The organism is Rhizobium sp. LARHSG275, from assembly GCF_052871115.1.
The window spans coordinates 114,455-128,462 of the sequence record NZ_JBIXJN010000011.1 but is presented as its reverse complement, the minus strand read 5'-3'; the positions used below and the strand labels follow the sequence as shown (position 1 = coordinate 128,462).

Genomic DNA, 14,008 nt, shown 5'->3' with positions numbered 1-14,008 from the left:
ATGGCCCTCAGCGCTGAAGCGATAGCAACCCTCAAGACCGTCTCGACGGCGACACTGACGACCGTTCTTCTCAAGAAGGGCCTGCGGAACGTCTGGATCCGCGGCGCCGTTCCGCTGAAGCCCGGCCAGCCGCGCATCGTCGGCCCGGCTTTCACCCTCCGCTTCGTTCCGGCCCGCGAAGATCTGGCGACGCCGGCATCCTGGGCCTCGCCGATCTCGACACGCGCCGCGATCGAGGCGATGCCGGAAGGCTGTGTCGCCGTCGTCGACGCGATGGGCGTCACCGATGCAGGCATCTTCGGCGATATCCTCTGCGCCCGCATGCAAAAGAGAGGCGTTGCAGCCCTCGTCACCGACGGCGTCGTGCGCGACCTTGCCGGTGTGCTCGACACCAACCTGCCGGTCTGGTGCCGCGGCGTCTCGGCCCCGCCTTCGGTCGCCGGCCTCACCTTCGTCGCCTGGCAGCAGCCGATCGGCTGCGGCGGCGTGGCTGTTTTCCCCGACGACATCATCGTCGTCGACCAGGACGGCGCGGTGCTGATTCCAGCGGATCTGCTCGAGGCGGTGCTTGATGAAGCGCCGGAACAGGAGCGCATGGAAGCTTGGATCATGACCAGGATCGATGAAGGCACACCGTTGCCCGGTCTCTACCCGATGAACGCCGAAACGAAGGCGCTCTACGAGGCCTCGAAGAAGTAGGTTTCAGGCCAATGCGGATTGAAGAGGGTCGCGGCTTCACGGCTCTTTTGCTTCCACCGCATCTCAACAACGAGGCGTGTAATCCAACCCGCCGTCGATCCGTGCCGGACGCCCGGTGAGGAAAAGCTCACCGATGCGTGGCGCCGAGCGGGCGATGACCTTGCCGCGGCGGATTACCGCCAGCCGGTTGGGTTTCAGCCGTAGCGCTTCCAGTGTGTCGCTCGCCTGAAGGATGACGAGGTCGGCGTTGCATCCCTTTTCCAGGCCGTAGCCTGCAAGCCCCATCGTCTTCGCCGAATTGACGGTCAGCGCGTCGAAGATCCTCTTCTTGTCGTCGATGCCGGCCATCTGCGCGACATGGATCGCCATATGGCCGACCTCCAGCATGTCGCCGGATCCCATCGAATACCAGGGGTCCATCACGCAATCATGACCGAAGGAAACGTTGAGCCCGGCATCCATCAGCTCCCGCACGCGAGTCATGCCGCGGCGTTTCGGATAGGTATCGTGCCGGCCCTGCAGCATGATATTGATCAGCGGATTGGGGATGACGTTGATCTCGGCCTCCGCCATCAGCGGGATGAGCTTGGAGACATAATAATTGTCCATCGAATGCATCGAGGTCAGATGCGAGCCGGCGACACGCCCCTGCAGGCCGAAGCGGATGGTTTCCGCAGCCAGCGTTTCGATATGGCGCGAGAGCGGATCGTCGGTTTCGTCGCAATGGATGTCGACCGGCAGGCCACGATCGGCGGCGATGCGGCAGAGCGCCTCGACCGACGCCGTACCTTCCGCCATCGTCCGCTCGAAATGGGGAATGCCGCCGACGATATCGACGCCCATGTCGAGGGCGCGGTTGAGCGCATCGATTGCGCCCGGCGAGCGGTAATAACCGTCCTGGGGAAAGGCGACCAGCTGCAGATCGATATAGGGCGCGACCTTTTCGCGAACCTCGATCATCGCCTCGACGGTCACAAGCTTGGGATCGCTGGTATCGACATGGCTGCGAATGAAGAGCAGCCCCTGCGTCACCGCCAGATCGCAATAACGCAACGCACGATCGACCAGTTCCTCCTTCGTCACGATCGGCCGCAATTCTCCCCAGAGCGCGATGCCTTCCAGCAGCGTGCCGGATACGTTCATGCGTGGCAGGCCGAGCGACAGGGTGGCGTCCATATGGAAATGCGGATCGACGAAAGGCGGGCTGACCAGCCGGCCTGACGCGTCGATTTCCTCTCCCGCCTGCGCCTGGAGATTGGGCTCGACAGCGATGATCTTGCCGCTCTGGATGCCGATATCGATGCCGGTTCGGCCATCGGGGAGATTTGCATTTCTGACGATCAGGTCGAACATCGGAACCTCATTTGATGTGTGTGTGTGTGGTTTCAGCGTTCGCCGCGGCGATAGGGCTGCATCAGCGCCTGCGGCACGCGGGCGCGGCGGGCCATGACGGCAAGGGCGGCAATGGAAAGGATATAGGGCGTCATCAGAAACAGCTGATAGGGCACGAGCCCGCTGAGTGCGGTTTGCAGCCGAAGCTGAAAGGCATCGAAGAAGGCAAAGAGCAGGGCGCCGAACAGCGCTCGGCCGGGCCGCCAGGAGGCGAAGACGACGAGCGCGATGCAGATCCAGCCGCGTCCCTGCACCATTGTGGGGAAGAAGCTGTTGAACGCCGACAATGTCAGGAAAGCGCCCCCCATTCCCATCAGCGCGCTTCCGGCAATCACCGCGCCGTAGCGCACCTTCATCGGATTGACGCCCTGGGCTTCCGCCGCATGCGGGTTCTCGCCGGTCATGCGGATTGCAAGGCCGACTGGGGTGCGGAAGATGATGTAGGCCATCAGCAGGGCGATGGCGATCGCGAGATAGGTCGGCGCCGTCTGGGTGAAGAAGGCCGGCCCGATGAAAGGCAGCGTCGAGAGACCCGGAATGGCAATCGGCTGGAAGGCCACGATGGTGGGTGGGGTATTGGCAAGCGGCACGATCAGCCGGAAGACATAATAGCTGAAGCTGGAGGCAAACAGCGTGACGCCGAGACCGGAGACATGCTGGGAGAGGCCGAGCGTCACCGTCAGCCCCGCATGCAGCAGGCCGAAGACGCCGCCGGCCACCGCCGCAATCAGCAGGCCGGTCCAGAGATCGGCGCCGTGATAGACCGAAAGCCAGCCGATCATCGCACCGAAGGTCATGATGCCTTCGATGCCGAGATTGAGCACGCCCGCCCGTTCGCAGAGCAGGGCGCCGAGCGTGCCGAAAATCAGCGGCGTGGCAATCCGCAGGATTGCCGCCCAGAGCCCGGATGAAGCGATGATGTCGAACAGTTGCATCATCGCCGGATCCTGTATTGGGTAAAGAACAATGCGATCAGCATCGTCAGCAGCGACAGCGCCACCGTGACATCGGCGATATAGGTCGGGATGCCGAGGCCGCGGCTCATGCCATCCGCACCCACGAACATGGTGGCGGTGAAAATGGCAGCGAAGACGACGCCGAGTGGATTGAGGTTGGCGAGCATCGCGACAACAATACCGGCATAGCCGAAGCCCGGCGATAGGTCGGTCGTCACATAACCCTTGACGCCCATGACCTCGATCGCTCCAGCGAGCCCCGCCAGCCCACCGGAGAGACAGGCGACCTTCACCAACGTTCTGCCGAGCGGGACGCCGGCAAAGACGGCGCCGCCGGGATTGAGGCCTGCGGCGCGGGACTGCATGCCGAACACGGTGCGGGACTGGACGAAATGGACGACAACAGCCAGCGCGATTGCAATCGCAAAGCCGATATGCAGGCGCGAGCGGGCGATCAGCTTCGGCAGCATGGCGTGATCGCTGACGGATTGCGACTGCGGCCAGCCGAAGGCCAGCGGATCCTTGAGAACGCCATCGATCAGCATCGAGACGAACAGCACGGCGATGAAGTTCAGCAGCAGGCTGGTGACGACCTCATCGACGGAGAAGCGCAGCCTGAGCCAGAGCGGGATCAGGATCAGCACCATACCGGCAATGGCGCCGACCAGCAGCAGCAGCGGAATGAGGATGGGGGCGGGAAGATCGCCGAACAGTTTGGCGCTTGCCGCGGCAACGGCGATGGCGCCGAGATAGAACTGACCCTCGGCGCCGATATTCCAGAGTCGCGCCCGGAAAGCGACGGCGGCAGCAAGCCCCGTCAGCATCAGCGGCGTTGCCCGCGTCAGCGTCTCGGTCGCCGACAGTCGCGAACCGAAGGCACCCGTCAGGATGCGCCAATAGGCATCGATAACAGGCGCGCCGGCAATAGCGATCAGGATGCCGGCCAGCGCCAGCGCGGCAATCACCGCGATCACAGGCGTGACGATCAGCAGGTAAAGCGGACGGTGCTCGCGACGCTCAAATCGCATGGCCGGCCTCTGGGGTTTCCTGCCATTCGCCGGCCATCATCAGCCCCAGCTTGCGGGCATCGGCGCTTTCGGCCTCGACGGGCGGAGACAGGCGGCCGCCGACGATTGCCTGTATGCGATCGGCAAGCGCGATCACCTCGTCGAGGTCTTCCGAGATCAGCAGCACGGCGGTACCCTGGCGGCGGGCTTCGAGCAGGCGCGCGTGGACAGCGGCCACGGCCCCTTCGTCGAGACCGCGCGCCGGCTGCGCGGCAATCAGGATGCGCGGCCGCCGATGCAGGTTGCGGCCGAGAATGAGCTTCTGCATATTGCCGCCGGAAAGCAGCCGGGTGCGGATCGCTGGCCCGCCGCCGCGGACATCGAATCCGTCGATGATTTCCCTGGCGAAAGCCATGCCCGCCTTGCGGTTGACGAGACCACGGCGCGAAAAGGCCGGCGATGCGATGCGCTCCAGCACGGCATTTTCCCAGATCGCCATTTCGCCGATCACGCCCTCTTCGTTGCGGTCCTCGGGAATGCGGCCGATGCCGGCTTCGACGACATCGGTAACACCGAGATTGCCGATGGCTTCCCCGAACAGCAGAAGGTCGCCGGCGCTGCGCGACAGTATGCCGGAAAGAAGATGCGCCAGTGCCGCCTGACCATTGCCGGAAACGCCGATGATGCCGAGGATCTCGCCCTGATGCAGGCGGAAGCTGATCGATTTCAATCGATCGACGCCGTCGATACGCACCGTCACATCGACCGCTTCCAGGGCAACGGCGCCGGGGGTCGACGGCTCGCGCACGGGCCGTGTCACCCGGCGCCCAACCATCAGCTCGGCGAGTTCCGCCTTACTGGTTTCCGACGCCTTGCGTTCGGCGACCATCTTGCCACCGCGCAGCACGACGATGCGGTCGGCAGCCGCCATGACTTCGTCCAGCTTGTGCGAGATGAAGATCAGCGACAGGCCCTGGCGGGCCATTTCCCTCAACGTCGTGAACAGCCGTTCGGCCTCGATATTGGTCAGCACCGCCGTCGGCTCGTCAAGGATCAGGATGCGGGCATCGTTATAGAGCGCCTTGAGGATCTCGACGCGCTGCTGCTCGCCGACCGACAGGTCGCCAAGGCGCGCATCCGGATCGACCTTGAGCCCGAAGCGCTCGGAAATTGCGAGCAGCTTTGTCCGCGCCGCTGTTGTTCCCGAGCGCCAGGACCACAGTCTTTCCGTGCCGGTCATGACATTTTCGAGAACGCTCAGATTGGGCGCCAGCGAAAAATGCTGATGCACCATGCCGACGCCGGCGCGGATCGCCGCACGCGGCTTGCCCTGCGGAACCTCCGCACCCTCGATCAGAATTCGCCCGGCATCCGGCATGTAATGGCCGAAAAGGATGCTCATCAGCGTGGTCTTGCCGGCACCATTCTCGCCAAGCAGGGCCACGACCTCGCCCTTGGCAAGCGTCATGGAAATATCGTCATTGGCCAGATTGTCGCCGAAGCGCTTGCTGACGCCGATAATTTCCAGCACAGGCCGGGTCATGACGGCAATCCCGCAACGGGAAAACGGTGCTGCCATCGCCCCTCGGCCTCCAGGCGTGCGGCAAGCGACAGGAGACGCGGCTCGTGACCCATCGGCGCCATGATTTGCACCGGCAGCGGCATGGCGTGCACATCCTGTCCGAAAGGCAGTGTCAAAGCAGGAAAACCCGAAATATTGGCGAGGCAGGCAAGCGGCGCAAATGCCGTCATCCGCTCGAGATGCAGATCCGTGTCGGCATGATCGGATGGAAAGGAGCCGATCACAAGAGGTGCGGAAGATAGCATCGGCATGAGGATGCAATCGACCCTGTCGAACAGCGCCCAGAGGTTACGGCTCACCAGGACGGCATCGTTCAGACTGTTCCAGAGCGATGTCGCGGAAATCGCTCGTCCCCGCGCCGCAAAGGCCTGCGTCAGAGGCTCGGCCCTGCTGTCATCAAGCGCCGCTGCCTCGATGAGTGCTGCAAGATTGACCGAGACGATATCGGCGAAGGCGCGGCCGCTTGAAGTGACGCTCCATTCGAACTCGGCCCAGCTCAGCGGCACGATGAGGTGTCCGTCACTCTCGAGGGCACGGGCCGCATCCTCGACGGCTGCGCGCCGATCGCTCTCTGTCGGGTAGTCCGACCCGGTATCGGCGAGCAGACCGATCCGCAAACGGCCGTTATCGCTATCGACAGGGGAGGGGTCGGGAAAAGGTCCTCGCGATTTGCCGGCCAGCCTGTCGAAGATCAGCGCCGTATCCCGCACGGAACGGCAGATCGCGAGTTCACTCGCAATGCCGGCGAGGTGGTTACCGAAGGAGGGGCCGCCGGGGATGGCGCCACGCGTCGGCTTCATCCCGACAAGGCCGCAGCAGGCGGCGGGTACACGGATCGAGCCGCCGGCGTCGGTGGCATGCGCAATCGCGACGATTCCGGCGGCAACCGCTGCCGCCGCACCGCCGGAGGAGCCGCCTGCGGTCCGTGCCGGATCGAGTGGGTTGCGGCAGATCGGCCCGATCGCCGGTTCGCTGGCGAGCGACAGGCCGAATTCCGGGCTGGTCGTAAGGCCGAACAGGCAGAAGCCGGCGTTGCGGAAACGAGCAGCGAGATCGGAATCCGCTTCGCTGCCCTTTCTTTCGAACAGGTAGGAACCGCCCGTCACCGGCAGCCGGGCGAAGGGGCCGCCGAGATCCTTTGCCAAGGTCGGCACGCCGGCAAAGGGCCTGGCGGCAAAGCGATCGGGATCGCCTTGCCGTTCCCGGTCGCGGTCGTCGGCCGAGGCGAGGCCCATGGCGACATCGAGATAGGCGATCGCGCCGAGCGGCTCTTGCAGCACGGCTGCGGCAAGAGAAGCCTGCATCGCCTCCGCAGCGCTCAGCTTGCCATGCCTGATCGCTGCCGCCAGATCCGTCGCATCGCCCTGCATGATCCGAATTACTTCGGCTCGTCCATCATCTTCGGAACTTCGAAGGTGCCGGCCTTGATCTCCGCCCGCTTGGCCTCCATCGCAGCCTCGGCATCGGCGGGCGCCACGCCCTTGACGAAGACGATATCGCTGCCGCCTTCCTTCATCAGGCCGTAGGACGTGTAGTTCCTGCCGACCGGCTTTCCGGCCGCGACATCGGCGATGGCGGCATTCAGGATCGGGCGGAAATACCACATGGCGTTGGCGAACACCGTATCGGGATAACGCGGCGTATAGTCGATCAGCGAGCCGACCGATTTGATGCCGCGCTCCTTGGCGGCATCGGCGGTGCCGATGCGCTCGCCGAACAGGATATCGGCGCCGGCGTCGATCTGGGCAAGACCGGCTTCACGGGCCTTCGGCGGATCGAAGAAGGTGCCGATGAACGAGACAAGATGCTTGGCATCGGGATTGACCGCCTTGACGCCGGCCGCGAAGGCATTGATCAGCATGTTGACCTCGGGGATCGGAATGGCGCCGACCGAACCGACGACATTCGACTTGGTCATCTTGCCGGCCAGCATGCCGGCAAGATAGGCGCCGTCATGGTTCCAGGTGCCGAAGACACCGAAATTGTCGCCGGCCTGCTCACCGCTCGAACCCAGCACGAAAGCGGTATCGGGATAGTCGGCTGCGACCTGCCGGGCCTCTTTTTCCACCGCATAGGCCTCGCCGATGATCAGCTTGTTGCCCTGTTCGGCATATTCGCGCATGGCGCGCGGATAATCGGTGCCGGAGACGCCTTCGGAGAAGACATATTCGATCATGCCTTCCTTAGCCGCGTCCTGCAGGGCTTTGTGCAGACAGGAATTCCAAGCATTTTCCACCGGCGACGCATGAATGCCGGCAACCTTCAGTGGCGCAGCCGCCCTTGCCAGCGGGGCGAAGCCGCTGACGCCGAGCGCAATGCCCGACGCAATCACTGCCCGGCGTGAGATCAGCATGTCTTTGGTCATTTTTTTGCTCCCCTTTTTTTACCATTTGGTTCAAAAATCATAGTAGCGCCCAAAAATGTGTCAAGCGGTAAACGGGCTTAAAAATCAGGCTGTTCGACCCATGCTCGCCGAAGCGCTGAGGCGATGGGCTGGATTTACAAGGTGTTATATCTTGGCGTGAGGACATCGGCAGGATATGCAAGCATCATTGGGGTTGGGGGACATGAAATGGGGGAAGAAGAGGACGCCTCTCGGCGACCGATCGCGAGCCGGTCGTCGTCCTGGGCCATCGGCCTCAGCGCGTGGCTGGCGCGGAGCGGCGCGACACCGAACGGCATTTCGCTTTTATCGGTCGTATTCGCGGGTATAGGCGCAGCGCTCATTGTTTTCACAACACATCCGATTGCCGTGGTTTGTGCCGCGATCTCGGTACAACTGCGGCTCGTCTGCAATCTGCTGGATGGAATGGTCGCGATCGAGGGTGGAAAGAAAACCAAGAGCGGGCCGATCTACAACGAATTCCCCGACCGGGTCGCCGACAGCCTGTTTCTGATCGCGGCTGGTTATGCCTGCGGGTTTGGCTGGCTTGGCTGGTTGTGTGCGCTGCTCGCAGCCGTTACTGCCTATATTAGGGTGTTCGGCGGATCGGTGGGTCTGTCGCAGGATTTCAGCGGCATCATGGCCAAGCAACGCCGCATGGCCGTGCTGACAGCGGGTCTCCTTGCCCAGAGCGTTGAGACGCTGATATCCCCCAGCCATTGGTCGCTGATCCTTGCATCCTCGATCATCGCCGCTGGCAGCCTCGTCACCTGCATCACCCGCACGTTGAGGCTGAAACACTCCCTGGAGAGACTATGATCGCGATTATCCGTCGGTTTCTCGTGCTGCTCGTCCGTATCCTGGTCGGCGCCCGAAGCGAGTGGCGGGGCTGCGCGCCCGATCCCAGCCGCCGCATCTATTTCGCCAATCACAACAGCCATATCGATACCGTCGCCGTCATGGCCGCCTTGCCCTGGCCGGTGCGCCGGATGACCCATCCGGTTGCGGCGCGCGATTATTGGGGAACGAACGCCTTTCGCCGTTTCATCGCGGAGAAAGGCCTGCGCGCCGTCTTGATAGACCGCAAGCCTCTGCCCGATACCGACCCCCTGGCTCCGATAGAGCACCTGCTTGAGGAGGGGCGCTCAGTCCTGATTTTCCCGGAAGGAACGAGAAGCACTACCGATGAGATCGCCCCGTTCCGCAGCGGCATCTTTCGCCTTGCCTGCCGTTTCCCAGATGTCGATCTGGTGCCGATCCATCTCGACAACCTCCAGCGCATCCTGCCGAAGGGAAGCATGCTGATCGTGCCGATCACCTGCACGGCACGCTTCGGCAAACCGCTGCGCGTCGAACCGGGCGAGGAAAAGGCTGAATTCCTGGCGCGCGCCCGTGCCGCCGTCATCGAGCTAGCGGATGGGGGACACACGGCATGACCAGTATGTTCTCTCTCGTGCTGGCCGCTATCCTCGGCCTGCTAGCCGTCGCCTCTGCCATCGGTTTCATTCTTCAGCGACGCGCGACGGAGCCCGGCTCCGTCGCCACCGTCCATAATCTGAACGCCCGCATCCGCTCCTGGTGGATCATGGTCGCCGTGTTCGGCGGCGCGATCCTGCTCGGCGAAACGTCGACGGTCACGCTGTTCGCATTTCTATCCTTCATGGCGCTTCGCGAATTCTGGACGCTGACGCCATCGCGACGCGGCGATCATCTGGCGCTTTTCTTGTCGTTCTTCGTGGTCCTGCCGATCCATTACGTGCTGCTCGGAACCGAGTGGTACGGCCTCTTTTCCATCTTCATCCCGGTCTATGCCTTCCTGATCCTGCCGGCGGTGGCGACTCTGACCGGCGACGTCAACGAATTCCTCGCCCGCAGCGCAAGGGTGCAATGGGGATTGATGCTGACGGTCTATTCGATCAGCCATGCTCCCGCCCTCCTCATGCTGGAGACCGGTACCCCGCCGGCACTTCTTCTCGTCTATCTGGTCGTGGTCGTGCAACTCAGCGACGTCTTCCAATATGTCTGGGGCAAGCTCCTCGGAAAGCACCGGTTCTCGCCGAACATCAGCCCGTCGAAGACGATCGAAGGGCTGGTCGGAGGCGGCGCCTCGGCCATCCTCGTGGGAACACTGCTATATCGCCTGACGCCGTTCTCGCCGCTGCAGGCAGCTGCCATCAGCACGGTCATCGTCGTCGCCGGCTTCTTCGGTGGCTTCGTGCTCTCGGCCATCAAGCGCGATCTCAATGCCAAGGACTGGGGCTATGTGATCGAGGGTCACGGCGGCGTGCTCGATCGTCTGGATTCCATCACCTTCGCAGCGCCGCTGTTCTTTCATATCATCCGCTATTGGTTCACCGTGTAGAAAATTGGTTCTGGCTAAAACCGGTCGATCTCCTCGAGGCTCTCGAACAGCCGGCGCTGAACATCCCGCTCCTGCATGCTGATGGCGGTCATCAGCTTGCCCATCGTGCCCCGCAGGCCGTGCAACTGGTCGACCAGGTCCATGATGACATCGACGCCGGCTTCGTTGACACCCATGTTTCCCATGAGATCCAGGATCAGCCGGGCGCGTGCGACATCGGCGTCCCGAAATTGCCGTTGGCCGCCTGACGTCTCCGGGATCAGCCAACCCTCTTCGACCCAGAGGTCGAGCTGGACGATATCGATTTTCAAGTAAAGACGGAATTGGAGATCATCCATGATCAGGCCTCCATGTTCGTTCTCGGATCGTATGGGTTTGCCGTCGCCCATTCCTCGATGAAGGACTTCAGTCGTTCATCCGGAGCATCGGGCAGCACGATCTTCAGGGAGATGTAGACGTCGCCATGTTCGCCGCCGCGTTTTGCAACACCCTTGCCCTTGAGGCGCAGCACCTTGCCGGTGTTGGAATGAGGCGGCAGCGTCAGATTGACAGGTCCTGACGGCGTGGGCACACGAACCTTGCCGCCGAGCACGGCCTCGCCGAGCGAGATCGGCAGTTCGAGCCGGATGTCGTCGCCGTCGCGCGTGAAGAAGCGGTGCGGCCGCACACGGATGTCGATGAGGGCATCGCCCGCCGGCCCGCCGCCGATGCCCGGCTCGCCCTTGCCGCGCAGCCGCAAAGTCTGGCCGTCGCGCGTTCCCGGCGGGATCTGTACATCGAGCGCTGGGCCCTCCGGCAGCTTGATCTCAGTCCTGATGCCGTTGACGGCGTCGAGAAAGCCGACTTCCATCGAGAAATGGCTGTCCCGGCCACGACTGCGGGCCCGGCCGCCGCCGGTACGTCGCGAAAAGAAATTGGCAAAGAGATCGTCGGCATCGCCGAAATCGGCAAAGCCTGCGCTGTTGTGATAGGGGTCGCCGGGGCCGCTCTTCGAGGCATAGTCACGGTAATAATTGCGCTGCGCCCGCTCGGCACCGGTTATATCGATCTCGCCGCGATCGAAGCGTCCGCGTTTTTCCTCGTCGCTCAAAATCTCGTAGGCGGTTGAAATTTCCTTGAACCGTGCCTCGGCTTTTTTGTCGCCGGGGTTGAGGTCGGGGTGAAGTTTCTTGGCGAGCTTGCGGAACGCGCTTTGAATGTCCTTTTGCGTCGCATCCCGCTTTACGCCCAGAAGCTCATATGGATCCTGGCTCATGCATCTCTCCGGTCAGGCAGCGAATACTGCTGGTTGGCTTGGGGATGATATAGGTTGTCGGGCTGGCGCCGGGGAGGGGAGGTCGTTCGCTGTGATCGACTTCATCAATCCGCAGCGGAGCTAGAACAGCGCCGCGTCTTCCGCTTGAGGCGCCGAGCCTTCATGCGTGGGATCGGGTCGCCGGTCGATGAGAACCGAGCACCCGGCGTGGCGCACGACCTTGTCGACGATCGAGGAGAAGAGGTAGTCGGTAATATCCGTCACATGGGATGAAAGCAGGATGAGATCAGCCGACTTCTCCCTTGCGACGGAGACGAGCAGGGAGGCGGCAACGCCGACGCGCACCTCGATCGTCGCCGGAATTCCCATCTCCTTGCAGAGCGATGCAAGTTTCTTTTCTGCGTCGACGATGGCGGTCGTTTCGAATTCCTCGGGAAGCTCCGTCAGGTGACGGCGCGGGATATTCTCGATGACGTGCATGACGACGATGCTTCCACCTTCGTCCACCAGCGCAGCAGCCCGGCGCAGAAGGCGGCTTGCCGTTTCCCTGGAACCCATGCCGATGCCGCAGATGATCGTCCGATACATTGAAATCCATATCCTTGAATGCGAATGATAGCACCGATCATACCGGTGTCGACCGTCCCGACATTGACGAATATCAAGCAAAAGTACCGCAACGGCAGCGCGCATAAAACGGCCATCTGCTTCGGAACGGACCTCCGGCTGAATCGTCGCAGTTGACGGCATGGCCCTCAGCAACATTTCTCACCTGACGTCGTCACTGATTGAGGTTCACATGCCAAATTTTGCGATTATCGGATCGGGTGCGATGGGAAGTGCTGTCGCCACACGGCTGATCGACCACGGCGCCACGGTGCTGACTTACCTCGAGGGCAGGAGCGAGCGGTCGATAGCGCGGGCAAAGGCAGCCGGCATGGTGCCTGTCGGCCGCCAGGAACTGACGAAGGCCGAGCTGATCCTGTCGATCGTTCCGCCGGCGGAGGCGATCAAGGTCGCCGAATTCGTCGCGGACATATCATCCGCCATGTCGGCGCCGCCGCCTTTCGTCGACCTCAACGCGATTGCGCCTAAAACGATGCGGGCGTTGGCAGCACGCTTCGAAGGCAGCGGCGTGGAGGTGCTTGACGGTGCGATCATCGGCGGGCCGCCGGTCCCCGGCAAATCAGGTCCGACCATCTATATCAGCGGCGATACCGCGGGGCGAAGCCGGCCGCTCGAGGATTGCGGCCTCAGGATCCGCAGGCTCGACGGACCGCTCGGCGCCGCCTCGGCACTGAAGATGTGTTATGCCGGCATCAACAAGGGATTTATCGGCCTTGGCGCCGCCATGCTGCTTGCCGCATCGCGTTCGGGTGCTGCCGAAAGCCTGAAAACCGAGCTCTCCGAAAGCCTTCCCGACGTCGACCGCAAGCTGTCGAGATCCATACCTGACATGTATCCGAAAGCCTATCGGTGGGTTGCCGAAATGCAGGAGATCGCCGATTTCCTCGGCGAGGATGATCCGGCCGCGACCATCTTCCGCGGCATGGCGGACGTTTTCTGCAGGATGGCCGGAGACGTGGAGGGCAGCCGCGTGCTCGTCGGGCAGTTGGACGAAATCCTCGCGCGCCCCGACTTCGATCGCTGACCGCAATAGCCTTACAGGTGCTTGGCTACGTCCATTCGTTGATGAAGGATGCGCACGATGATGATCTGGCCCGCATCATTGCTTTGGAAATACAGAAAATGAGAGCCAACGGAGACCTTTCTGTACCCTTTCCGAATATCTGAGGGGCGGCTCATCCGTGTTCCCTCCGCCAGATCCTGACAGGCGTCTCTTATGTCCTGAATATAACGCTCTGCCTGATCGACATTCCAACTCGTCGCTGTGTAATCCCAAATCTTGTCAATATCGGTTTGCGCAGCGGGAGAAAATATGATGTCGGTCATTTCGCCTTGAACGCCGCCCGTTTGCGAGCGTTGAACGCATCGAAATCAAAGGGCGTGGCAGGGCCGGATTCCTCGCCTTCAATCAAGGCATCCTGTAATGCTTTCACTTTGGCTTCGTGTTCTTCAAGGAGGCGAAGGCCGGCCCGAACAACGTCAGTGGCTGAACCATAGCGGCCAGCCTGAACTTGCGTATCGATGAAGCTGGTGAAATGCTCGCCGAGCGATATGGACGTATTTCTGGCCATGCTGAATCTCCTTTAAGCCAATATACCAATTTTTGGTACATAACAAAACCTAGTCTTCACAGCGTGAATCTGATCCCTGGCCAACTCTGACGATTGTGTGAAGCCGCTCCGACACCTCTGACGAAACCTGATTGCCTCTGCTATGTGAGGAAAAATGCGGTGGCCAAACCGATT

General features: G+C 62.2%; 16 protein-coding genes. 5 read left to right on the top strand and 11 right to left on the bottom strand.

Annotated elements, in window-relative coordinates:
* Entirely contained in the window at positions 1-699 is a 699-nt protein-coding gene (locus tag ACIPSK_RS16760) for a ribonuclease activity regulator RraA (RefSeq protein WP_162116665.1), read from the top strand.
* A 63-nt stretch (positions 700-762) separates the two neighbouring features.
* On the opposite strand, the gene ACIPSK_RS16755 is transcribed toward ACIPSK_RS16760, so the two are convergent.
* From ACIPSK_RS16755 to ACIPSK_RS16730, 6 genes are read right to left on the bottom strand one after another with little or no spacing between them, the layout of a single operon-like run.
* Positions 763-2,052, bottom strand: a complete 1,290-nt coding sequence (locus ACIPSK_RS16755; RefSeq protein ID WP_162116664.1) for an amidohydrolase family protein — start codon at positions 2,050-2,052, stop codon at positions 763-765.
* Positions 2,053-2,084: 32 nt separating this feature from the next.
* The gene (locus ACIPSK_RS16750) at positions 2,085-3,029 is read right to left on the bottom strand and encodes an ABC transporter permease (RefSeq protein WP_162116663.1); all 945 of its coding nucleotides are present in this window, start codon (positions 3,027-3,029) and stop codon (positions 2,085-2,087) included.
* Positions 3,026-4,075 carry an ABC transporter permease gene (locus ACIPSK_RS16745; RefSeq protein WP_162116662.1) on the bottom strand — a complete coding sequence of 350 codons (1,050 nt, stop codon included), beginning with the start codon at positions 4,073-4,075 and terminating at the stop codon, positions 3,026-3,028. The genes ACIPSK_RS16750 and ACIPSK_RS16745 overlap by 4 nt, the downstream gene beginning before the upstream one ends.
* Positions 4,065-5,597 carry an ABC transporter ATP-binding protein gene (locus ACIPSK_RS16740; protein WP_162116661.1) on the bottom strand — a complete coding sequence of 511 codons (1,533 nt, stop codon included), beginning with the start codon at positions 5,595-5,597 and terminating at the stop codon, positions 4,065-4,067. Before ACIPSK_RS16740 ends, ACIPSK_RS16745 begins: the two co-directional genes overlap by 11 nt.
* Positions 5,594-7,006 (bottom strand): amidase, encoded by a 1,413-nt coding sequence (locus ACIPSK_RS16735; protein ID WP_162116660.1) that lies wholly within the window; start codon positions 7,004-7,006, stop codon positions 5,594-5,596. Before ACIPSK_RS16735 ends, ACIPSK_RS16740 begins: the two co-directional genes overlap by 4 nt.
* Before the next feature lie 8 nt (positions 7,007-7,014).
* Positions 7,015-8,001: a BMP family protein gene (locus ACIPSK_RS16730; protein WP_130705739.1), complete on the bottom strand. Its 987-nt coding sequence runs from the start codon at positions 7,999-8,001 to the stop codon at positions 7,015-7,017.
* 207 nt (positions 8,002-8,208) lie between these two features.
* On the opposite strand from ACIPSK_RS16730, the gene ACIPSK_RS16725 reads away from it, so the two are divergent.
* The 3 genes from ACIPSK_RS16725 to ACIPSK_RS16715 are packed head-to-tail and all read left to right on the top strand — an operon-like array spanning position 8,209 to position 10,381.
* Positions 8,209-8,838, top strand: coding sequence for a CDP-alcohol phosphatidyltransferase family protein (locus tag ACIPSK_RS16725; protein WP_162116757.1), 630 nt, complete (start codon positions 8,209-8,211; stop codon positions 8,836-8,838).
* On the top strand, positions 8,835-9,455 hold the full coding sequence (locus ACIPSK_RS16720) for a lysophospholipid acyltransferase family protein (protein WP_162116659.1): 621 nt from the start codon (positions 8,835-8,837) through the stop codon (positions 9,453-9,455). Before ACIPSK_RS16725 ends, ACIPSK_RS16720 begins: the two co-directional genes overlap by 4 nt.
* Positions 9,452-10,381: a phosphatidate cytidylyltransferase gene (locus ACIPSK_RS16715; RefSeq protein WP_162116658.1), complete on the top strand. Its 930-nt coding sequence runs from the start codon at positions 9,452-9,454 to the stop codon at positions 10,379-10,381. The genes ACIPSK_RS16720 and ACIPSK_RS16715 overlap by 4 nt, the downstream gene beginning before the upstream one ends.
* Before the next feature lie 14 nt (positions 10,382-10,395).
* Here the strand turns inward: ACIPSK_RS16715 and ACIPSK_RS16710 are convergent, their stop codons facing one another.
* The 3 genes from ACIPSK_RS16710 to ACIPSK_RS16700 form a co-directional block, all read right to left on the bottom strand.
* On the bottom strand, positions 10,396-10,719 hold the full coding sequence (locus tag ACIPSK_RS16710) for a chaperone modulator CbpM (protein ID WP_162116657.1): 324 nt from the start codon (positions 10,717-10,719) through the stop codon (positions 10,396-10,398).
* A gap of 2 nt (positions 10,720-10,721) precedes the next feature.
* Positions 10,722-11,636, bottom strand: coding sequence for a DnaJ C-terminal domain-containing protein (locus ACIPSK_RS16705; RefSeq protein ID WP_017969178.1), 915 nt, complete (start codon positions 11,634-11,636; stop codon positions 10,722-10,724).
* A gap of 120 nt (positions 11,637-11,756) precedes the next feature.
* On the bottom strand, positions 11,757-12,224 hold the full coding sequence (locus ACIPSK_RS16700; protein ID WP_017969177.1) for a universal stress protein: 468 nt from the start codon (positions 12,222-12,224) through the stop codon (positions 11,757-11,759).
* 160 nt (positions 12,225-12,384) lie between these two features.
* Between ACIPSK_RS16700 and ACIPSK_RS16695 the strand changes: the two genes are divergently transcribed.
* Entirely contained in the window at positions 12,385-13,287 is a 903-nt protein-coding gene (locus ACIPSK_RS16695) for an NAD(P)-dependent oxidoreductase (protein ID WP_162116656.1), read from the top strand.
* Positions 13,288-13,298: 11 nt separating this feature from the next.
* Here the strand turns inward: ACIPSK_RS16695 and ACIPSK_RS16690 are convergent, their stop codons facing one another.
* Positions 13,299-13,589 (bottom strand): type II toxin-antitoxin system RelE/ParE family toxin, encoded by a 291-nt coding sequence (locus ACIPSK_RS16690; protein WP_017969175.1) that lies wholly within the window; start codon positions 13,587-13,589, stop codon positions 13,299-13,301.
* A complete protein-coding gene (locus ACIPSK_RS16685; RefSeq protein ID WP_003551937.1) occupies positions 13,586-13,834 on the bottom strand; it encodes a type II toxin-antitoxin system ParD family antitoxin in 249 nt (82 codons plus the stop codon). The genes ACIPSK_RS16690 and ACIPSK_RS16685 overlap by 4 nt, the downstream gene beginning before the upstream one ends.
* Positions 13,835-14,008: the final 174 nt, after the last annotated feature.